This window comes from Xenorhabdus littoralis (genome assembly GCF_033949345.1).
Classification (GTDB): domain Bacteria; phylum Pseudomonadota; class Gammaproteobacteria; order Enterobacterales; family Enterobacteriaceae; genus Xenorhabdus; species Xenorhabdus littoralis.
On the sequence record NZ_VCDP01000004.1, the window covers coordinates 106,109 to 128,863 of the forward strand.

The 22,755-nt window shown below is 41.8% G+C and carries 18 protein-coding genes and 1 pseudogene; 11 read left to right on the forward strand and 8 right to left on the reverse strand.

Features of this window, described 5'->3' with window-relative positions:
- The first annotated feature begins 447 nt into the window (after positions 1–447).
- The gene (locus FE394_RS01395) at positions 448–798 is read left to right on the forward strand and encodes a DUF6694 family lipoprotein (RefSeq protein ID WP_319924608.1); all 351 of its coding nucleotides are present in this window, start codon (positions 448–450) and stop codon (positions 796–798) included.
- 204 nt (positions 799–1,002) lie between these two features.
- Here FE394_RS01395 and FE394_RS01400 read toward each other — a convergent pair whose 3' ends face one another.
- Both FE394_RS01400 and metK read right to left on the reverse strand, forming a co-directional pair.
- A complete protein-coding gene (locus FE394_RS01400; protein WP_319924609.1) occupies positions 1,003–1,503 on the reverse strand; it encodes a SprT family zinc-dependent metalloprotease in 501 nt (166 codons plus the stop codon).
- Between the two features lie 130 nt (positions 1,504–1,633).
- Positions 1,634–2,788 carry a methionine adenosyltransferase gene (gene metK, locus FE394_RS01405; protein WP_319924610.1) on the reverse strand — a complete coding sequence of 385 codons (1,155 nt, stop codon included), beginning with the start codon at positions 2,786–2,788 and terminating at the stop codon, positions 1,634–1,636.
- A 717-nt stretch (positions 2,789–3,505) separates the two neighbouring features.
- Here metK and speA point away from each other — a divergent pair.
- Together speA and speB are read left to right on the forward strand one after the other, a co-directional pair.
- Complete coding sequence (gene speA / locus FE394_RS01410; RefSeq protein ID WP_319924611.1) at positions 3,506–5,410, forward strand: biosynthetic arginine decarboxylase; 1,905 nt, start codon at positions 3,506–3,508, stop codon at positions 5,408–5,410.
- 72 nt (positions 5,411–5,482) lie between these two features.
- A complete protein-coding gene (speB, locus tag FE394_RS01415; protein ID WP_319924612.1) occupies positions 5,483–6,409 on the forward strand; it encodes an agmatinase in 927 nt (308 codons plus the stop codon).
- A gap of 228 nt (positions 6,410–6,637) precedes the next feature.
- On the opposite strand, the gene FE394_RS01420 is transcribed toward speB, so the two are convergent.
- Positions 6,638–7,381 (reverse strand): 4'-phosphopantetheinyl transferase family protein, encoded by a 744-nt coding sequence (locus FE394_RS01420; protein ID WP_319924613.1) that lies wholly within the window; start codon positions 7,379–7,381, stop codon positions 6,638–6,640.
- A 150-nt stretch (positions 7,382–7,531) separates the two neighbouring features.
- Here FE394_RS01420 and galE point away from each other — a divergent pair, with 150 nt between their 5' ends.
- From galE to FE394_RS01440, 4 genes are all read left to right on the forward strand, one after another.
- On the forward strand, positions 7,532–8,551 hold the full coding sequence (galE, locus tag FE394_RS01425; protein ID WP_319924614.1) for a UDP-glucose 4-epimerase GalE: 1,020 nt from the start codon (positions 7,532–7,534) through the stop codon (positions 8,549–8,551).
- 68 nt (positions 8,552–8,619) lie between these two features.
- On the forward strand, positions 8,620–9,744 hold the full coding sequence (locus tag FE394_RS01430; RefSeq protein ID WP_319924670.1) for a UDP-glucose--hexose-1-phosphate uridylyltransferase: 1,125 nt from the start codon (positions 8,620–8,622) through the stop codon (positions 9,742–9,744).
- A gap of 37 nt (positions 9,745–9,781) precedes the next feature.
- A complete protein-coding gene (galK, locus tag FE394_RS01435; RefSeq protein ID WP_319924671.1) occupies positions 9,782–10,954 on the forward strand; it encodes a galactokinase in 1,173 nt (390 codons plus the stop codon).
- A gap of 44 nt (positions 10,955–10,998) precedes the next feature.
- Positions 10,999–11,700, forward strand: a complete 702-nt coding sequence (locus tag FE394_RS01440; RefSeq protein ID WP_319924615.1) for an O-methyltransferase — start codon at positions 10,999–11,001, stop codon at positions 11,698–11,700.
- A gap of 112 nt (positions 11,701–11,812) precedes the next feature.
- Here the strand turns inward: FE394_RS01440 and FE394_RS01445 are convergent, their stop codons facing one another.
- Positions 11,813–12,325: a membrane-associated Zn-dependent protease 1 gene (locus FE394_RS01445; protein WP_319924616.1), complete on the reverse strand. Its 513-nt coding sequence runs from the start codon at positions 12,323–12,325 to the stop codon at positions 11,813–11,815.
- A 92-nt stretch (positions 12,326–12,417) separates the two neighbouring features.
- Positions 12,418–13,278, reverse strand: coding sequence for a lipase family protein (locus FE394_RS01450; RefSeq protein ID WP_319924617.1), 861 nt, complete (start codon positions 13,276–13,278; stop codon positions 12,418–12,420).
- A gap of 346 nt (positions 13,279–13,624) precedes the next feature.
- Between FE394_RS01450 and FE394_RS01455 the strand changes: the two genes are divergently transcribed.
- The 4 genes from FE394_RS01455 (at position 13,625) to FE394_RS01470 (ending at position 17,699) form a co-directional block, all read left to right on the forward strand.
- Positions 13,625–14,995: a pyridoxal-phosphate dependent enzyme gene (locus FE394_RS01455; protein WP_319924618.1), complete on the forward strand. Its 1,371-nt coding sequence runs from the start codon at positions 13,625–13,627 to the stop codon at positions 14,993–14,995.
- 20 nt (positions 14,996–15,015) lie between these two features.
- Positions 15,016–16,185 (forward strand): trans-sulfuration enzyme family protein, encoded by a 1,170-nt coding sequence (locus FE394_RS01460; RefSeq protein ID WP_319924619.1) that lies wholly within the window; start codon positions 15,016–15,018, stop codon positions 16,183–16,185.
- A 321-nt stretch (positions 16,186–16,506) separates the two neighbouring features.
- Positions 16,507–17,013, forward strand: a complete 507-nt coding sequence (gene def, locus FE394_RS01465; protein ID WP_319924620.1) for a peptide deformylase — start codon at positions 16,507–16,509, stop codon at positions 17,011–17,013.
- A gap of 287 nt (positions 17,014–17,300) precedes the next feature.
- The gene (locus FE394_RS01470; RefSeq protein WP_319924621.1) at positions 17,301–17,699 is read left to right on the forward strand and encodes a hypothetical protein; all 399 of its coding nucleotides are present in this window, start codon (positions 17,301–17,303) and stop codon (positions 17,697–17,699) included.
- A 66-nt stretch (positions 17,700–17,765) separates the two neighbouring features.
- Here the strand turns inward: FE394_RS01470 and FE394_RS01475 are convergent, their stop codons facing one another.
- The 3 genes and pseudogenes from FE394_RS01475 to FE394_RS01485 form a co-directional block, all read right to left on the reverse strand.
- Positions 17,766–19,982 carry an ornithine decarboxylase gene (locus FE394_RS01475; protein WP_419836284.1) on the reverse strand — a complete coding sequence of 739 codons (2,217 nt, stop codon included), beginning with the start codon at positions 19,980–19,982 and terminating at the stop codon, positions 17,766–17,768.
- Between the two features lie 685 nt (positions 19,983–20,667).
- The gene (mutH, locus tag FE394_RS01480; protein ID WP_319924623.1) at positions 20,668–21,348 is read right to left on the reverse strand and encodes a DNA mismatch repair endonuclease MutH; all 681 of its coding nucleotides are present in this window, start codon (positions 21,346–21,348) and stop codon (positions 20,668–20,670) included.
- Between the two features lie 588 nt (positions 21,349–21,936).
- A pseudogene (locus tag FE394_RS01485) lies at positions 21,937–22,720 on the reverse strand (ABC transporter substrate-binding protein); the annotation flags it as partial.
- Positions 22,721–22,755: the final 35 nt, after the last annotated feature.

Consider the following 22,755-nt stretch of genomic DNA (forward strand, 5'->3'; position numbering starts at 1 on the left):
TCATCAAGTGCGGTGAATGTTTGATGAACGTCAATATTATCTTCCTGAGGATCAATATCCTTGAAGAGATCGGGGTGCAGCCATTTGGCAATGGCTTCTACGGCAATAATATTGAATGGTGAGTCATCATATTAATGATAAAATCGCCATGACTCGTTTTTCGCGATAGGCTTTCTTATCATTAAGAGAATGGTCAAGATAATTAACGATATAATATAAAAAATCTTCTAATTTCAAAGCTAAATGAAATGTGTTTTTACTATTATACTTTTCTTGTTTGGATATGGGATCATAGAGTTTATTAGCTTTGAGCAAGTTGCATAATTAACGAGCATAAAATGACCAAATTATAAATGTACATGATTTAATAATAAAAATTTTTATTAAAACGACTTATCTATCCAGCTTCTGCTATTATTATCTTATCGGTAATAGGCGGGGTTGGTCATGAAGAAAATGTGGGTAGTTTGTTTGTTGGGTGTAGCATTGGTGGGATGTGATAATCAACCCAAAATTGATGGCACAAATGAAATAACTGTAAAAACATCCATTGAAAAGATCAGAGATACATTATCCGAAGATAAAAAATTACAATTTGATGATTCATTGAATATTACCATGATCAATAGTATCGATTTTGATGAATTATTCAAAGAGACAAAGAGTGATGGTATAAAACATGGGGAGATACTAAAGCTGGAACAGAAATATTTTCAATCCCTTAATGGAAAAACTGCCGATCAGGTTATTGACGAAGCGGAAAAAATTAAAGCGGCGAGCATGAATAACAAGCGGTAAAGGCATTACGTCGCTGGCAGGTGCAACGGTTTTGTTGGCGACATTTAGACCCAATGGATTTCAAAATACAGCGCGATGGCAAGGAACGAATCCCGGGGAGCATAGCTAACCGTATTTTTATAAAAACGATGACTAAGGTGAGTGAACCAACAAAGCTGCAACTGGCAAAACGACAGGTATAGTCACCTAATCTGACGATAATAATCATTCTAATAATGTTAACTTTTCTCCACATTGCCGACAGACATAACAACTTTTCCCCCTGAGCACTTTATTGTGCTGCCTTATTGTCAGTTCATGTTCTTGGCAATAACAACAATAAATGAATATTTGACTGCGGACAGAATGCACAGAGAACTGGTGTGTCCGGCTGGCAGGTACTTTGAGTACGGTTTCCATAATGAAACGCCACTCTTTCCCGTGTGGTGCAACCTTACCAAATTGATGGTAAGTCAATAAATGTGCCAATTCATGGGGAATGACTTGATTAATGAATGCTTGCTGATTTTCGATCAACAAAATCGGATTCAGGCGGATTTCCCAATCCTGCAATCGGGCGCTACCCGCAATCGTGCCTCTTTGCTGATAGTTAATGCTGGGTTCAGGAAAGCTTTGTTGTAGAAAATGACTCGCCTGTTCCAATTTTTGCTGCATAGTGCTCATAACAGCATGCTGTAAAGAGAGGGGAACACTGACTGTTTTCATTGCGGTTGTATACTATATTTCACTGATTTTTAAAGTTTAATTTCTATTGGCTACTTATCCAATCATTAAGTCACCAAGAGTCATAAAAAAACCCGCAGAATATTTGCGGGTTCTATAGGCTGACGAAAAACTATTTCAATCCTGCTGCTGAACGTAGAATTTCTGCTTTATCTGTCGCTTCCCACGGGAATTGCTCACGGCCGAAGTGACCGTATGCCGCAGTTTCGCGATAGATTGGGTGAAGCAGATCCAACATTTTAATCAGACCATAAGGACGCAGATCGAAGAATTCACGTACTAATTGAATCAGTGTTGAAGTTGAAACTTTCTCAGTACCGAATGTTTCCACCATGATAGAGGTTGGTTCTGCAACACCGATGGCGTAAGACACTTGAATTTCACAGCGTTCAGCCAAACCTGCTGCAACGATGTTTTTGGCAACGTAACGTGCTGCATAGGCAGCCGAACGGTCAACTTTGGAAGGATCTTTACCTGAGAATGCCCCGCCACCGTGACGCGCCATGCCACCGTAAGTATCTACAATGATTTTACGACCAGTCAGGCCACAGTCACCCATTGGGCCACCAATAACAAAACGGCCAGTTGGGTTGATGAAATATTTAGTCATCGGAGTAAGCCATTCCGTTGGCAGAACAGGCTTGATGATTTCATCCATCACGGCTTCTTGCAGCGCTTTTTGATTGATATCTTCTGAATGCTGGGTAGAAAGCACAATGGCATCAATACCAACAATTTTGCCGTTGTCGTACTGGAATGTTACCTGACTTTTTGCATCAGGACGTAACCACGGTAGTGTGCCGTTTTTACGAACTTCAGCCTGACGCTCCACTAAACGGTGTGCATAAGTGATAGGCGCTGGCATTAAAACATCAGTTTCGTTGGTTGCATAGCCAAACATCAGACCCTGATCGCCAGCACCTTGTTCCAGAGGATCTGCCCGGTCAACACCTTGGTTGATATCAGGAGACTGTTTACCAATGGCACTGATAACCGCACATGAATTGGCGTCAAAGCCCATATCTGAACTGGTGTAACCGATTTCACGTACTGTACGACGCGTAATTTCTTCAATATCAACCCATGCACTGGTAGTGATTTCGCCACCAACCATCACCATACCGGTTTTAACATAGGTTTCGCAGGCAACACGCGCTTTAGGATCTTGTTCTAAGATTGCATCAAGGACAGCATCGGAAATTTGATCGGCAATTTTGTCTGGGTGTCCTTCTGAAACTGATTCAGAAGTAAAAAGATGTGTAGTCATTATATTTCATTACCTTAAATATAATTTTTTGGATTAAAGGTGGATGGTTTTAGGGGGGGATGTTTTACCATCTAGACGGCTATTTTAAGTTACTCTTGCTGAGTATACCAGTTTTTTTAATTTTAAATATCTTTCATGGTGTGACATTTTAGCTTTCGGTTCTATACCCGTAGATTTACCCGGCGTAATTTACATAAATTTCATTTTGCAATTTTGTTGGATTACAGGTATAAACTGCGCGCGTAACTGAGTTAAGTTTTCTCTCTTAAAGTTACGGGGCGTTTGCAGGGGACTCGTGTGTCCTGCTTCTCAATTGAGAAACGGCTTGCGATAGGTAAGCCATGTGGGGTGAATGGGCTTATGAACCATTATCTGCTGATAGTTAACGGCCAACAGCCACATTATGCCACTGATGTATCCACATCCAGTTCCTTCCTTTCATCTGTGAATTCATTTCGATGTTACCCGTAACCATATATACCCAATGGATTTCAGGATGCAACCTGAAAGACAGCAGGTATAAGCAGGCAATATCGAGTTGGCATCATATAGCCACACAATAAATATATTGTTTAGTTCCTTCTAAACGTTCCTATAATTTAAGAGCATGCTGTTCCCTGACATTTTTTAATGCGCAAGATACGCACTATAAAATAGTGTCTTGGGTTATTGACTCAACAGGTGAAGGCAAACCTCGACTCCATGAAGGAGACTGCCATGAATGATAATATCGCCCGCAAAATGCAACAGACTTACAACATCGCATACTGGGGTGGCAACTATTACTATGTCAATGATCTGGGTAATGTCAGTGTTTGTCCAAATCCTGATTTACCGGGAGCTCAAGTTGAACTCGCTGAATTGGTGAAAAAAGTTCAGGAAGAAAAAAAACAATTACGTTTACCGGCATTGTTTTGTTTTCCCCAGATTTTGCAACATCGCCTGCGTTCCATCAATGCAGCGTTTAAGCGTGCGCGTGAATCTTATGGCTATAAAGGGGATTACTTTCTGGTGTATCCGATCAAGGTTAATCAGCAACGCCGTGTTATTGAAACACTGGCAAACGCTGATGAGCCGATCGGACTGGAAGCCGGTTCTAAAGCGGAATTAATGGCTGTATTGGCTCATGCTGGCATGACAGGTACTGTGATTGTCTGTAATGGTTACAAGGATCGCGAGTATATTCGTCTGGCTCTGATCGGTGAAAAACTGGGACACAAAGTGTATCTGGTTATCGAAAAGATGTCTGAAATTGAAATGGTGCTGGAAGAAGCCAAGCGTCTCAATGTGATCCCACGTTTGGGGGTACGGGCGCGTCTGGCTTCGCAAGGTTCAGGAAAATGGCAGGCCAGTGGCGGTGAGAAATCCAAATTTGGTCTGGCGGCCGCACAGGTATTGCAATTGATTGAAACCCTGCGTTCATCGGGAAGACTGGATAGCCTGCAATTACTGCATTTCCACTTGGGTTCTCAATTGGCGAATATCCGCGATGTAGCAACCGGTGTACGTGAATCAGCCCGTTTTTATGTCGAACTCTCTAAGTTGGGTGTCAATATTCAGTGCTTCGACGTTGGCGGTGGTCTGGGTGTTGATTATGAAGGTACGCGCTCACAGTCAGAATGCTCGGTTAACTATGGTTTGAATGAATACGCGAATAACGTCATTTGGGGCATTGGTGATGCGTGTGAAGAGCATGGCTTGCCTCATCCAACCGTCATTACTGAATCCGGTCGCGCATTGACTGCCCATCATACTGTTTTAATCTCCAATGTGATTGGGGTAGAACGTAATGAGTTTACTGAAACAACGCCGCCAGCAGAAGATGCTTCCCGCCCTCTGACCAGCTTGTGGGATACATGGCTGGAGATGCAATCTGACGGCAGCCGTCGTTCCTTGCGCGAGTGGCTACATGACAGTCAGTTTGATCTGCATGATGTCCATACTCAATATGCCCACGGAATGCTGAATCTGTCAGAGCGGGCGTGGGCCGAAGAGCTGTATTTAAATATCTGTCGCCACATTCAGCAGGATCTTGATCCAAGCAATCGTGCCCATCGTCCTATTATTGATGAATTACAGGAGCGCATGGCAGATAAATTCTACGTGAATTTCTCTTTATTCCAATCAATGCCGGATGCGTGGGGGATTGATCAGTTATTCCCGGTCCTGCCAATTGAAGGACTGGATAAGCCACTGGATCGCCGCGCTGTTTTGTTGGATATCACCTGTGATTCTGACGGTACGATTGACCATTATATTGATGGTGATGGTGTGGCAACAACAATGCCAATGCCAGCTTATGATCCGGATTGTCCGCCATTGATTGGTTTCTTCATGATAGGGGCATATCAGGAAATTCTGGGCAATATGCATAACCTGTTTGGTGATACGGCAGCCATTGATGTTTATGTTGAAGAAAACGGTGAAGTGACTTATCAGCAGAGCGAAGAGGGTGATTCTGTTGCCAATATGCTCCAGTATGTCAAACTGGACCCGCAGGTATTGCTGACCCGCTTCTGTGATCAAGTGAAGTCGACTGATCTGGATGAAAATTTGCAGGCTCAATTCCTGCAAGAATTTGAAAACGGCCTGTATGGCTACACCTATTTGGAAGATGAATAATTTTCTAGCGTAAATAAATCCCATGCTACTGTTATTGCTAACAAATGGGCACGGGACTTTCGAGGATATATTATGAGTATTAGCTCTTTAGGGAATCAAATTGATAACTCTTTGGTTTCAAATGCCTTCGGTTTCCTGCGTTTTCCGTTAAATTTTCAGCCTTATTCCAGTGATGCAGAATGGGTCATTACCGGAGTGCCTTTCGATATGGCAACTTCGGGACGTGCAGGTAGCCGTCACGGGCCAGCCGCCATTCGTCAGGCATCGACTAATCTGGCATGGGAAAGCAGCCGTTGGCCGTGGAACTTCAGTTTGCGCAAGCGCTTGAATGTGGTGGATTGCGGTGATCTGGTGTTTAACTTCGGTGATGCTCAGGATATGAGCGATAAGTTACAGGCTCATGCTGAAAAAGTGTTGGCATCAGGTAAACGTATGCTCTCTTTCGGTGGTGACCATTTTGTCACTTTGCCATTGTTGCGCGCTCATGCAAAACATTTCGGCAAAATGGCATTGATCCACTTTGATGCTCACACGGACACTTATCCAAATGGCAGTAAATTTGATCATGGTACGATGTTTTACCATGCGCCAAATGAAGGGCTGATCGATCCTCATCATTCAGTACAAATAGGCATTCGTACTGAACATGATACAGATAATGGTTTCACTGTGCTGGATGCCGGTCAGGTTAATGATCGCGGGATTGATGACGTTGTTGAGCAGATCAAAACCATAGTTGGCGATCTGCCTATTTACCTGACATTCGATATTGATTGCCTTGATCCGGCATTTGCACCGGGGACGGGGACACCAGTAATTGGTGGATTGACCTCTGACCGTGCATTGAAGATCGTGCGTGGCTTGCAACCACTGAATATCGTCGGCATGGATGTAGTAGAAGTCGCTCCGGCTTATGACCAATCTGAAATTACGGCGCTGGCTGCCGCGACGATTGGTCTGGAGTTGCTGTATTTGCAGGCATCGAAGAAAGATCTCTGATGCATTAAATCGGTAAAAATCCGACAAATCATATTTTAAAGGCTCATTTTAAAGATGAGCCTTTATTGTTTATATCGTCATTATTGCTCAGCTAAAATATATAGGGAATGGGCAACAAATCCTGAAATGTAACTAAATAATAATTTTTTCAATAAATTCAATGTACTTTGTAAATTTACTTTGCAGAGTTTGAAAACAATATAGGTCTTAAATCAAGGACAGATCATATCACTGCACAATATACGTCAGCACTTGCTGTTGCGGCATTAAGGCAAAATTTCCGTGAAATTGCGAACCTGCCCGATATTCATCAGATAATGTTTGCAGTAGTTTGATGCTCATTGTGTGATCACTGCAATCAATTGAGGTCACTTCCGCTGCATGAAAATCGAAAAAGCGTTTTACATGGGGATGAAGAGCCTTGAACAGACTCTCTTTGATGGAGAATGCAAGGGTAAATGTCTGTTCGAAAGATAATGTACATGCGGTCAGTAATGCAGCTTCGGTGTCATTGATGACGCTCGCAGAAACACTATTGATGGTTTCTGTCTTAATTTCCTGCTCGATATCTACGCCGATCATCCGGTACTTATCGGAACAGGTAGTCGCAAACGCAATGGCGCAGTTGGCGGAATGGGAGATAGAGCCACAAATATTGTCAGGCCAGACCGGGGAACGGTCTTGGGCATTCGTTACCTGAAATGCCGAATGACCCAGATTATTTAAAATTTGTTGAGTGCAGTAGCGGGCTGCCAGATACTCTGCTTTGCGTTTATTAACCGCATTCTGTAATCCGGTCGGGTAGGTGATGCCGCATTCATCAAATAATGTATTCCGATAGTAAACTTGATCAAAATAAGCCTGCATGATTTGAATATCAGGATGTTCAGATAGTGAACCTATTTGTATTTTGGTAAAAAAAGGATCATTTTCGGTTGTGGCCTGAGCAGAGATAAAAGTAATTTTTTTCATTGTCGGATTTTATTACTGGCTGTGATTGTTGGATAGAGAGTCATTCAAAAATGATTATTTCCCCAATTCTGCCATATTTTAGTTTTAGTTCACTAATGTGCTGACTCTTTTTATACTCTCAGTCGTTATCATTTTTAAAAAGAGGTTAATGTGGAAATATTAGTAACAGGTGGAATGGGATATATCGGTAGCCATACTTGTGTCCAGATGTTGGAGGCCGGAATGACGCCGATCATCATCGATAACCTGTGTAATGCCAATCGCGAGGTTCTGGCTCGCATTGAGGCATTGACCGGGGTTCAGCCACTGTTTTATGAAGGGGATATTCGTGATGAATCATTCCTTGATGATATTTTCTCCCGCCATCAAATTCAGTCAGTTATTCATTTTGCTGGTTTGAAAGCGGTCGGGGAATCGGTCGCCAAGCCTGTCGAATATTATGACAATAATGTTAACGGGACGCTGGTGCTGGTACGCAGTATGCACAAAGCCAGTGTAAAAAGTCTCATTTTCAGCTCATCTGCAACGGTCTATGGTGATCCGGATGCCGTGCCGATTACTGAACAATCCACGGTAGGCAATACCACCAATCCTTATGGCACCAGTAAGTATATGGTAGAGCGTTGCCTGTCTGATCTTCACCATGCAGAAAATGACTGGTCTGTAGTGTTATTGCGTTACTTCAATCCGGTTGGTTCACACCCTTCGGGCACGATGGGGGAAGATCCTCAGGGAATTCCTAACAACCTGATGCCTTATATCGCTCAGGTTGCGGTAGGCCGTCGGGAAAAACTGTCTGTTTATGGCAATGATTACCCAACACCGGATGGGACAGGCGTTCGTGATTATATCCATGTTATGGATTTAGCTGACGGACACATTGCTGCACTCAATGCTGTTGGTAAGCAATCCGGTTTGCATATCTATAATTTGGGCACGGGGAAAGGCACCTCGGTGCTGGAAATGGTGGAAGCCTTTAGTAAGGCTTGTGGTAAGCTGATTCCTTATGAGATATGTCCACGTCGTCCGGGTGATATTGCTGAATGTTGGTCAAGCCCGGAGAAAGCCGAGCGTGAATTAGGCTGGAAAGCAAATCGCACTGTTGTGGAAATGGCCGCAGACGCATGGCGCTGGCAGTCCCGGAATCCTGATGGCTATAAAGTGAAATAATTACAAAATGAAATAATAAGGATTTATTAGTCATTTGGCTGGGGTTGTAAAAATAAGAGAACTCAATGATGCCAAAGATGCAATTCAATGTTGTTGATTGTCCTCATAGACGATATAACCCTTTGACTGGTAAATGGATTATTGTTTCACCGCACCGGGCCAAACGACCGTGGAGTGGAATTGATGAAAATCCCCTCCACGTTGCGCTGGTGAATTACGACGAACACTGTTTTTTATGTCCTGGAAACCCCCGCGTCTCAGGTGAGAACAACCCAGATTATCAGGATATCTATGTATTCCAGAATGACTATCCTGCTTTGCTGTCTGAATCCTTTGATATTCCTCTTACTGATGTTCCTCCTCCTGATAACCAATTATTTAAGACAATGTTATTTAAAACAATGCTATTTAAAACAATGCCGGTGAGTGGTGTTTGTCGGGTACTCTGTTTTTCGCCCGATCACAGCAAAACGTTGCCGGAATTGGCATTGGTGCAGATCCGGCGCGTCATTGATACGTGGAATGAACAGATTGAAGAACTGAGCCAACGTTATATCTGGGTTCAGGTTTTTGAGAATAAAGGGGAGCAGATGGGGTGTTCTCAACCTCATCCTCACGGACAAATATGGGCCAGTGATTTCCTGCCCGATGAACTGGCTCATAAAGATGCATTATTGCGGCAATATTATCGCCAGCAAGGAACTAATTTGCTGGTGGATTATGTTGAAGCCGAACGGAAAGATGGTTCACGTACTGTTGTGGAAACCGAGCACTGGCTGGCGGTTGTCCCTTATTGGGCTATGTGGCCGTTTGAAACGATGTTGTTACCGAAAATCCATATCCGTCGCATGAATGAGCTGACGGAAGCTCAGCGTGATGATTTGGCTGTCGCATTAAAAAAACTGACCAGCCGATATGACAATCTTTTTCAATGTACTTTTCCCTATTCGATGGGCTGGCATTTTGCCCCTTTCTTTAATAATCAACGCGATAATGATCTCAAAACGCAAGAATATACGGTTGAGCACTGGCAGTTACATGCGTTGTTTTATCCGCCGTTATTGCGTTCAGCCACTGTTCGCAAATTTATGGTGGGTTATGAGATGTTTGCTGAACCTCAGCGTGATTTGACACCAGAACAGGCGGCTCAGCGATTGCGTAGTGTCAGTGATATCCGTTTCAAAGCGTGTTAATGCCTTAGCAAACACGTTTATGGGGGAAAGTATCGTGATAAAGGTGTTAATCCAAGACGTAAAAAAATCATTTAATACGTGTTTTTACTATTCTCCAACGCACTTTTTTCAGGCTCCGGGGCGAGTGAATTTAATCGGTGAGCATACAGATTATAACGATGGGTTCGTTTTGCCTTGTGCGATTAATTATCATACAGTAGTTGCCGCAGCCAAGCGTGAGGATACACGAGTCAGGATAATAGCCGTTGACTATCATAATGAACGTGATGAGTTTGATCTCTCTCAGCCTATTCTCTTTCAGCAAGGAAAAATGTGGGCGAATTATATCCGTGGAGTGGTGAAGTCTCTGGCAGAACGCGGTTATTCATTTGGCGGCATGGATATTGCCGTTAGTGGCAATATTCCGCAGGGAGCAGGGCTGAGTTCATCTGCATCACTGGAAGTCGTGATTGGACAAACCATTAATTCGCTTTATCAGCTTGATATCAGTCCTAAAATAATTGCACTGAATGGACAGCAGGCGGAAAACCAGTTTGTCGGTTGTCATTCGGGGATTATGGATCAGTTAATCTCTGCTTGCGGGGAAGAAAATCACGCTTTGTTGATTGACTGTCGTACCTTGGAAACTCAAGCCGTGACCATGCCGGATGATATGGTTGTGATGATCATTAATTCCAATAAGCCACGGGGACTGGTAGAAAGTGAATACAACATCCGTCGGCAGCAATGCGAAGATGCGGCTCGCTTTTTAGATGTAAAAGCATTGCGTGATGTATCCCTTGCCGATTTCAATGCCAAACAGGGTTTGCTTGACCGGCTGCTTGCTAAACGCGCTCGTCATGTGATCAGCGAAAATTTGCGTACTGAGGCAGCGGCGGATGCTTTAAAAGCGGGTGATTTATTTCTTTTAAGCCAGCTTATGGCCGAGTCTCATATTTCCATGCGTGATGACTTTGACATTACTGTCAGTGAAATAGATCTACTGGTCACGATTGTAAAAAATGTTATTGGTGATCGTGGGGGCGTTCGTATGACAGGGGGTGGTTTTGGAGGATGTGTCGTGGTATTGCTTGCCCCAGACTTGGTGGAAAGGGTGAAGAAAGCAATCGAATATCAATACAAAACCAAAACCGGCCTGAAAGCGAGCGTTTATATTTGTCAGGCAACAAAAGGAGCCAGCCAACTCGCTTCTTTATCTTTTAAATTTTGAGAATAGGTGCAATCCCTAATTTTAACAATGAGAGGAGCATGATTGTGAGTTCTAACCAACAGCAAACAACACTTCAGCAGCAGTGGACAGACGTTGATGATTATCTCAGGAAAGTGCTGCTGCCACCATCCCCGAATCTTGATAAGACACTTGAATACAATGCCAGCCAAGGCTTGCCGGCTATTGATGTTTCTGCGCTGCAAGGGCAGTTTTTGATGATGATGGTGCAGATAAGTGGTGCAAAACGTATTCTGGAATTTGGCACATTGGGGGGATATAGTTCTCAGTGTATGGCAAAGGCACTGCCCGATGATGGTCTGCTGATCTCATTGGAAAAAGATCCTGACGTAGCCGCCGTCGCCCAGCATAATATCGACAGGGCACAGCTTGCCCATAAGATCAAAATCATTGTAGGAGATGCTGGCGAGACCCTGCCAACACTGGCAGAGGAAGCATCTTTTGATTTGGTTTTTATCGATGCAGATAAGCAAAGCAGTACACTATATTTAGATTGGGCAATTAAATTGGGGCATCCGGGAAGCATTATCATCATGGATAATATGGTTCGTGAAGGTATGATTTTGGATGAGCAGCGTGATGAATCCGTAGAAGGGGTTCGTCAGGCTCTTGATTCAATGCTTAATCGTCCTGATATCACTGTAACGGCTTTACAAACTGTCGGACAAAAAGGCTGGGATGGTTTTGTATTAGCGCGGATAAATACGGATAGAGAATTTATTAAATAAATTTTTAATTGTAGAAAGTAATAGGTTACAAAACGGATGGTTTATTAAAATATAAACCATCCTCAGGTTATAAAATCATCGTCTCATGAAAGCGTTTTTTGAGATCTCAAAATTAGGATTTTGGCGTTTCTGCTTTTTTATTTTCAGTGGTGGTTTTCCGTGCAGACAGACACGACCTGCGCTCATCCGGTTCGCGTTTTTTAATGATTTCTGCTGTTTCATCTATGGCTGTAAGAGGGAAACCCATATCATCATAAGCACCAAAACCAATTAAACGGTAACCGCTTAGCGGCTGACTTACTGGGACGCGAAACTCTTTTTTTTCCCCGGGAGTCAATAGTTCAAATGCGTGAACTACCAGTGTTTCTGGCTCACATTTGGTGTTAAGGGGCAATACAGCCAGATACCCTCCCGCTACAGGCTGATCGCCTTTGTTTTGCAGTGTTCCGCCCACAAAGAATTGGCCATTGGCGCCTAATCCCATATGGAATAACAAATGAGCTTCCCCTTTTGCCCACAATGCTGGTGTGAAAAGGCTGCCTGCCAGTAATATTGCACCATATGTATAACGGCGCGTATAACGGCGTAATGTGCGACTACGTAATGTGTAACCACGCAATTTCATCTTTATTCTCCTATTTATGAATTCCTAACATCAAATAGGTATTGCAGTGGCCAGCAAAAAAATCAAGTCATCTTGTCTGGCCTGAACAGTCATTACAGGTTTATACAAGAATCGATATCACCGTATTTTGTGATTCTTCTGAACACATCAAAATCTAGCCTTGCGATGTAATTGATTAAATAGTGGCTGCATAGCGGGCCATCCGAGATATCTATATGAGTTTGGGACTCAAATTCTTTGATTTGTTCCAGTGATGAATATCCCAGTATTTCAGGGGGTAAATGAGGAATGACATCATCTACATAGTTAAGCACCTCAAAGTTGCTAAAATTCTGGCTGACACGTTGGGCAAATTCGCCGTTTCCCGGTCTTGGACAGGCAAACAAACAGGCTGAATGATTGTGAATCATGGGCGAAATTTCATACATAAGATAGGCCGCAATAGCCGATCCAAGGCTGTGAGCAGTGATTGTCAATCGGCTATTTGCGCCGATAAGTTGAGTAATCGCCGTTGCCAGTTTGAGATTGTCATAATCACCGTGAGATACAGAATCAATGACCATCAATTTCATTGAGTCATAAACGCTGAAAAATCCTCTGCTGACCTCTATTGCAGGGTATCTGGCCCAGGGTGATGTATGATCAATTAACCCATCGTGGACATCTTCTAGCAAGATGGTCGGGTCTGTTCCACGTATAGCAACAACATAGTCATATGGGGATTGATTGTTTTGTGCAACGTATCCGTAACAGGTATGTTCTGGTAGTGCGAACTTTCGGGTTTCTACTGAGAAAGAGGTATCATCTGCCGAAATATACGCGATAATTTTCCATCCATCTTCTTCAATGCGCGGATCGGCAGGAGGCATCGGATTATTATAATGTTGATTATTCATCTCAGCAGCATATAACACTAATGCAGCAAGGTTGGCAGCCTCTTGATATGTATACATATATTTCCTCTTTTCTTTATTTTTGATTGTTAAGAAATTGATTGCATTATGTGATTTAAGTGTATGTTATTTTTTTGGGTTTGCTGGTGTGAAGGGCGATATATATATATTGAGAGTTATACTGGGAAGATTGTGGCGATATGACTTAAATTGAGTCTATATTTTCAGAAATTACGTATTATTAAATCATTCAGAAATCATGTTTTAACTATCAATATTGAATTAGCTAATTACTTTTTATTATATGTAGTTTGTATTTATTCTTTCAGATTGATTGCCATGCGGCGTTACTCTCTCCCAAACTAAAAGTTTTATTTGTAAATTTACCGATTATCAAGAGGCTAATATGGCTGCACCACGTTCGGTTCTTGAACTGATAGGGAATACACCGTTACTGGAACTTACTCATCTGGATACAGGTCCATGTCAGTTGTTTATTAAGTTAGAGAACCAAAATCCGGGTGGTTCGATTAAAGATCGGGTGGCACTTTCAATGATTGAGCAGGCAGAAAAGCAGGGTAAGCTGAAGCCTGGCGGCACTATCATTGAAGCCACTGCGGGTAACACCGGTATCGGATTGGCGTTGGTCGCTGCTATGAAAGGCTATAAACTGATTTTGGTTGTGCCTGATAAAATGAGCCGGGAAAAAATTTATCATTTGAGGGCATTAGGGACGGATGTGCGCCTCACGCGTTCTGATGTTGGTAAAGGGCATCCGGAATATTATCAGGACTATGCACTGCGATTATCAAAAGAAATCAGTGAAGCTTATTATATTGATCAATTTAATAATTCTGCGAACTCAGATGCCCATTTTATGACAACCGGCCCGGAAATTTGGCAACAAATGGAACAGGATGTGGATGCGATAGTGGTTGGTGTCGGTTCTGGTGGTACGCTGGGCGGGCTAAGTCAGTATTTTAAAAATGTTTCCCCCCAGACAAAGTTTGTCCTCGCTGATCCCAAAGGCTCTATTCTTGCCGATTATGTTGAGCATGGACATTATGACGAAGCGGGCAGTTGGTTTGTGGAAGGCATCGGGGAAGATTTTGTCCCACCTCTTGGCGACTTTTCTCAAGTTCACCATGCCTATCGCATTACTGATGCAGAAGCTTTTTCCAGCGCCCGGGATTTATTATTGACCGAAGGTATATTAGCGGGTTCTTCTTCAGGAACACTGCTGGCTGCTGCACTACGTTATTGCCGCGCACAAACAACACCGAAACGCGTGGTTACATTTGCCTGTGACAGTGGTAACAAATATTTGTCGAAGATGTTTAATGATTACTGGTTATTGGAGCAAGGGCTGCGTTCACAACCACAAGAAAATGATTTGAGTGATTACATCACATATCGTTATCAGGATGGGGCAACGGTTTCAGTTTCACCGCAAGATACCCTGAAAATTGCTTATGGGCGTATGCGTCTGTATGACATTTCACAGTTACCGGTGATCCAAAACGATCAGGTTGTGGGGATCATTGATGAATGGGATCTCATGCATACTATTCAGGCTAATTCTTGCCATTTTTCTCTGCCCGTCACTGAAGCGATGACGAGTCAGATTCATACACTTAATAAAAACGCACCATTGGGACAGTTGATCGCTACCTTTGATGCGGGTCATGTCGCTTTGATTGTCGATGATAACAATCAATTCCTTGGCCTTGTTACCCGTACTGATGTGCTGAACGCATGGCGTCAACAACTCAATTGATCTATTTCAGGAATAAATTAATGACTAAGTTTGATAAGATTAAGTTTGATACAAAAAGCGTTCACGCAGGTTATGTTCCTGATCATACAGGTGCAGTCATGCCAGCAATTTATGCCACGTCGACTTATGCTCAACCTGCTCCGGGTCAGCATACAGGGTATGAATATTCCCGTAGTGGAAACCCGACGCGTACTGCGCTGGAAAGCGCAATAGCTGAGTTAGAGAACGGCACTCGTGGTTATGCGTTTGGCTCTGGTCTGGCTGCCAGTTCTACCATTCTGGAGTTACTGGATAAAGATAGCCATATTATTGCCGTGGATGATCTCTATGGCGGTACTTACCGATTGCTGGAGAAAGTGCGTCGTCGGACAGCGGGTCTGCGGATAACTTATGTTGCGGCAGGGGATACTGCGGCGCTGGAAGCGGCTATCCAACCTGATACTAAAATGATTTGGGTGGAAACTCCCACTAATCCGCTGTTGAAATTGGCTGATTTGGCGGCTATCGCACAGATTGCCCAGCGCCATAATATCATCAGTGTTGCGGACAATACTTTCGCTTCCCCTTATATTCAGCGTCCGCTTGATTTGGGTTTTGATATCGTAGTTCACTCTGCTACCAAGTATCTGAATGGCCATTCTGATGTGATTGCCGGCCTTGCTGTTGTGGGGAACAACGCAGAACTGGCAGAGCAAGTTGCCTTCCTGCAAAACTCTATTGGCGGCATCCTTGATCCCTTCAGCAGCTTCCTTGTTCTGCGTGGCATCCGGACACTGGCCCTGCGTATGGATCGCCATATTAGCAGCGCGGAGAAGATTGCACATTGGTTGGAACAGCAGCCACAAGTTGAGAAAGTGTACTATCCCGGTCTTGCCTCTCACCCTCAGCATGAATTGGCAAAACATCAGATGCGGGGATTTGGTGGCATGATTTCCATCGTACTGAAAGGCGATGAGGATTATACAAATCGAGTTATTAAAGAATTGCAATTATTCACATTGGCAGAAAGTCTGGGGGGGGTGGAAAGTCTGGTTGGTCAGCCATTTACCATGACTCACGCCTCTATTCCGCTGGAAAAACGTCTGGCAGCAGGTATTACGCCACAGCTGATCCGTATTTCTGTGGGTATTGAAAATGTTGATGACTTGATTGATGACTTATCTCAGGCATTGGAAGCCGCGGATTTGTAACAGAAAGCTAACGTAATCAAAACTAAGATAATTAAAACTAATATAATTAAAACAATGTGCCAACTGATTTTCTTTCGGTTGGCATTTTTTGTTTTTTTGAACTATTCAGATTGATATTCCCAATTCTCTTTAAAATCAAGGTGTTTTTATAATTACTGATCTCTAATTGAGAATGATATATATTTGTTTTTATCAGAAATGTATATGCCCGATAGATTTCAAGTTGTAGCTGGACGACAAGGGAACGAATCCTCAGGAATATAGTTGTTCAACAACGTTGAAATATAAATGGTTAAATGGATACTATGAGGATGATAAATTATGGCAATTCTGAATATACTTACCATTCCAGATGAAAGACTGAGACAAAAATGTGTTGATGTCACTGATTTTGATAAAGTTCAAACGTTGGTTGATGACATGTTGGAAACTATGTATAACACCGACAACGGCATTGGCTTAGCAGCACCACAGGTTGGCAGTAAAGAAGCAGTTTTAATCATTGATATTTCGCCAAACCGTGATCAGCCAATGGTTTTGGTTAATCCCAAAATCGTTGAAAAAGAGCGTCGTGTCACTAATCAGGAAGGTTGCCTGTCGATACCCGGATATTACGTGGATGTTGAACGGTTTGAAAAAGTGAAGGTAGAAGCACAGGATCGGTATGGTAAGCCGATTACGATAGAAAGCGATGATTTTCTGTCGATTGTGATGCAGCATGAAATCGATCATTTACACGGTATTATTTTTATCGATTATCTGTCTCCACTGAAAAGGCAAATGGCACTCAAAAAAGTAAAGAAGTATTTAAGCAATGAGAAAGGTTAATTTAGAGTGATTTAAAATACGTAATTATTTCATTGATTAACTATACTTCTGTAAAATATTATTATTTATATAGATGTTATTAAAATTATTAATGATAAATTTTAATAAAAAAGTTTAAAATTCCATTTTGAATACAATTCGTTCAATGCAATGCGATTTTAACACAATATATTCAATATAATATGTTAAATTCATATATCGAAAAAAACGACAAGGTTTAAAAATTAAAAGTATATCTGATGGAATTTAAATGATTTGATTGTAATAATACCAGCAGAGGAATAATTGTGATTGAAACAAGTAATATTGAGGGTTATCGACAATCTAATTTTTTGATTAGTCTGAAGCTGATAGATACAACTGATGCCAAGTCAGGGACTTATTTGATGATACTGGATGCAGAAGGAATCAGTGATGCTAAAATTCCTTCTGTTAAAGTTGGCAGCAAAGTGGAATATGTTCATATACCATCAAAGGCTAGCAGTAATCGGATCACATGTGCCATTTATATTAGAAACGAGGATAATCGCAGTTATCCAGTGGTAGGCACTATCTACCTTAGTTACCATCCGTCCTCTGGACTTGTTGACATTACTAAATTAAAGATTTCTTCAGATTCTCAACTTAATTTATATGTAGACAGGATAGATAACACTAAATTTGACTTTAGACTGAAAGAAAAATAGAGCATTCTTTTGGGCGAACAACAATTATCAAGGTGGCCACTTGGCGGGCCACCGAATGATTTATTATTACCCGTTACACTCGTCGTTTTTCACGTTGTTGCTCTTTAGGTTAGCAAAATTTTGTGAATCAATGACATAACCATAAATACGGGTCTGCCCGTTTTTCTCTTTCTGAAGATAGATGCCTTGTAACTCTTGTTCAAAACCGGGGAATTGATTTATGTTTTCTTCCAGTGCAAGAAAATAACGCAATACTGAACCTCCCCAAACTTCACCCGGGACAACGCAGCAAACTCCCGGAGGATAAGGGACTGCACCATCTGCCGCAATCAATCCTTCAATATCCCGCAGTGCGACCAGTTCCACGTTACCACGGACTAATTCAATATTTGCCTCTTGGGGACTCATGGCAATTTTAGGGAAATGAGACTTACGGAATATTTCTTTTTGTAACTGTTTAAAGTTTTGCTGAATGGCGAGATCGTGCATTTGTTGGCACAGTTGCCGGATAGTCTGGTGTTGATAACGTTCTGGATGGATAAGGCAGAGCGAAGGCAAGACAGTTTCTAATGGTGCATCTTGTTCCAGCAAGTGCTCAAAGTGGATGAGTTGGGAGACAAGATGCCCTATTTTAGCCATATCTCCTGCTGGAGTGAGCAGAAATAGAATTGAATTCAGGTCGTATTTTTCTGGGATGATGCCATTTTCGCGCAGGAAATAGGCTAAAATCGTCGCAGGAACACCGAATTTGTCATATTCCCCGGTATCAGCATCAATACCGGGGGTGATTAGCACGAGTTTACAGGGATCAACAAAATATTGCTGTTCAGCATAGCCATCAAATGAGTGCCACTTTTCACCGGGCATAAAATTGAAGAAGCGCAGGTCATTGGCGATTTCTTCAGTATCATAATCAGCCCAGAAACGCCCTCCGATGGTATCGGGTATAAATGGCCTGATATATTTGCATTGCTGCGTAATTAATTTTCGCGCCTCAATGCTTATTTTTACGCAGTCCATCCACATCTTCGTGCCGCTTCTCCCCTCGTGTATCTTGGCATTGACATCAAGAGCTGCAAAAAGTGGATAAAACGGACTGGTAGACGCGTGAGCAGTAAAAGAGTTATTGAAACGCTTATGATTTACATAACGAGACTGACCTTTTATATGCCGATCCTTTTTATGAATCTGGGATGCTTGGGAAAAACCGGCTTGCTGTTTATGGACAGATTGGGTAACTATGATCCCCGGATCGTTTTCATTGAGTTCCAGTAATAACGGTGAACAGTCGGTCATCATGGGGATGCATTGTTCATAGCCGAGCCATGCTGAATCAAACAGAATGTAATCACAAAGATGACCAATTTTATCTATTATCTGTCTGGCGTTATAGACAATGCCGTCATAGGTGACTAACTGAATGACGGCCAGACGAAAAGGGCGTTTCTCAGAAGCACGTTCAGGATCAACTTCTTTTATTAAGTTACGCAGATAAGTTTCTTCAAAGCATCGGGAATCAATACCACCAATGAGACCAAATGGATTGCGGGCGGTTTCCAAATAAATGGGTGTGGCACCTGACTGAATAAGTGCACCAACATGATTAGATTTGTGGTTATTTCTATCAAAAAGCACCAGATCGCCGGGCGTCAGCAGGGCGTTTAATACCACTCTGTTGGAAGAGGACGTGCCGTTAAGGACAAAATAGGTTTTGTCGGCATTAAAGATTCGCGCCGCATTTTTTTGTGCATCGCAGGGGGCCCCTTCATGAATGAGCAAGTCACCCATGAAGATATCAGCATTGCATAGATCTGAACGAAACAATGTTTCGCCAAAGTAATTGAAAAACTGCATTCCTGTGGGATGGCGCTGGAAAAATCGTCCACCCTGATGTCCCGGACAACCAAAAGTGATATTTTCTTGTGCAAGGTATTCGGTCATTGCACCAAAGAATGGAGGCAATAAACTTTTTTCATATTCATCGGCTGCGGTATCCAACTGATGCCCATAGAAGTCTTTATTGCCTTCTTCCGATTGGAACACACCAGTGAGCCGTGAAAAGAGATGTGCGGGAAGTGTTTCGTTTTCGGATAAGAAAAGATAAACAGGGATTGAATATTGTGTGGCTTCAATACGTTCTAATTCGCCATTTAACGTATCTTCTAATGAAATCACAACAGCAGATACATCAATAAAATGCGTTTCTTTGATATTGATTATCTTTCTTTTACTATTAAAAAAATGGTGTGTGTTGTTACTGCAAGCAATATTAAGTTTTTTTATCATATTAATCTAATTATACTAAATGAAGTCTGTGCTGAATTATTGCGAATTATTGATAATTACTTTTAAAGGATAAAGAGTAAATTTTTGATAGAAATAGGATGGCTTATGGAGAGGCCATTTTCATCAAAATATTTATGATTTTGTTTATGTATGAAAGCAATATGGTGAATGTTGAGTTTTAATATGCCATAAATAAATTTTGGTAGTCAAAGGTTGTTTTAAATAAATTTTTTATTAAAATAAAGTGTAATCATTAAATAATGAACGAGCAAAACATTGTAAATGTTATTTGTAATGTTTTTTTATTTTTCTAATAGTACGGTAAATAAAAGTAATTTTTTCTTTTCATGATATCATCATGGATGAATTTTTGGTTTTTTTGAAATATATCTTTCCTCTTTCCGGTTACAGGGATGAGTTGAGGTTAATCGCCCTTGTCACGCACTTGTTGTATATACACAATGGATTTCAGGTATACTCGACAATCTCACAAACTGTATGTATTAACCCATTTTATCTATTTAGAAAGCATCATCGTATTTTGGGTGTATTCACTGGTTTTAGGTAACGGGATGTATTTTTTACTACAGTCATCTTTATTTTTGCAGCGATAATTTTGAGACATAGTCTGGTATTGTGACTTACTGCAAAGTGACAAAAATTTACAAGAAGTTACAAGAAGTTACAAGAAGAAATGGCGGGCCAATAACGGCGCTGTAAAATTTTTCTTCAGGTAAAAGCCTCTGGGCAGTGTCATTATTGGCTGACCATATTCTCCGATTGCTTCGGTCAATGCTCGGCTATTGGCCGCTTTGGGGCGCAATTGCAGCACTTCACCATGACGGGCTGTGATGCTCTCGACTTTCCCCAACACAATGAGATCCATCAGTTCTTCCCAATCGTGTCGCAGTAATTCTTCTTCAATGATATTCGGGCTCCAAAGTAGTGGTGAGCCGACACGGCGTTCAGAAAGAGGAATACTTCTTTCACCCTCAACAGGTATCCACAAAACACGGGATAATTTACGCCTGACATGACATTTTTCCCATGTAATACCGCTGTTCCCTGTCAACGGTGCAACACAGACAAAGGTTGTTTCCAATGGAGAACCTTTGCTGTCCACAGGGATCGTTTTCAGTTCAATACCGATATGTTCAAAATCCTGCTCGGGTTTACTGCCGGCATTTGCGCCTAAATAATATTCAAGCAACATGCCGACCCAGCCTTTGTCACGCTTTAAATCAGGGGGAATGGGAAGTCTGGCTTGCGCAGCAAGTTCCCCCATTGATAAACCAGCCAGAGAATGGGCGCGATCGAATAATTGTTGTTCATTTTCAGGTGGTGATGGTGGTGTAAAGTACATGTTATAGAGTATATTTTTTACTGGTTAAAAAGTGTTCTGGTGGATTATTGTAAATCATTATTAATTTATCATTACCATAATGTTTTTGATAATAGCATGATATAAAAGATTTTTTCATTTATGTTCTCTGCATTAAAAATAGACTCATTATGATTGTTCACCTATTCCCACTGATAATAAACAGGATCTTACACTATGTTATCCACAGATTTATGGGATAAGTGATAAAAAGTGAGATCACTGGTTTGATTTACAGCTCTAATGAAGGACGTTTTTTGCAAAAATAGACGATTTTTGTTTAACTAAAAGGCATATCCTGTGGATAAAATCACCATTGGTTGATATTTACTCAATCAGAGCGTCTCCACAGATCCGGATGAGTAATATATGCTTTAAAAAGAGGGTTTAAATGTATTAACTTAATGAAAAATAATGGTTATTTATTTACACTTAAGTAGTGTGATAAAACACACAAAAAAAGTATACCCGTTTTACCCCTTACTTTTTCACATAGATATCCACAGAAAAAGTGAATAAAATGACTGTTGTCAGACAACGAATGTTTATAACTTTAGCTTTTTCTGTGAATTATCCATCAGAAGGCGTAAACCACGCAGATTTAAAATCAAACCATCCAAAAGTATTCATTTTTACGCCTCTCATACTGCGTTGTCTCTGTAATTCGAGCCAGTGATGAAATAACGGATGCAACCAATGTTGATCAATGATGTCTTTACACCATGCTTCAACGGATAAATTGTTTTTTCTCCACAGAGGATGCTTCCTGCGTTAAGTCACTGCCAAGGCACTTTTTCAGCAATGGCATCTCATAGAGGGTAGCAAACAGTGAAAATTCCAATGGCTTGTAAAAATTGGCGGTAGCCAGCCAGATGTCACTTTCGGTATCTTTCCAGATGTAACGTGGTGCAAACCAATTTTTCCGTCAATTCCGGATGTATCAGTATGTTAACTTCATCAAGTAGTGCTCTGAAGCCAAAATAGTGCTCTGAAGCCAAAATAGTGCTCTGAAGCCAAAATAGTGATCGAATGCCTTGATTTTGAGTTTTCGCGTATCGTTGGTAACGACTTGATACGGCCCGGTACCAATGGGATGACGGGAGAAGTTTGGCAAGATTTGCCATTCCTGCGGCAAAATCATGGCGTGGGGGCTGCCCATCAGGAAATCAAATCGGGCATCAGCTTCGTGAAGAAAAATATCTATAATATGGGGCGTTGTGGAAGTGACTTCTTTGATGTGGGAAAAAAGTGGAATAGTCTTCAAATGTTCCAATGAGATGATGATATCGCTCATTTGTAACTCCCGACCATGATGGAAATAAATAGCGGGGCGGAGGTAATGGTGATTTTGCCAGCCAGTAAGGTGACTTACTGGCTTTTTTCATTTGC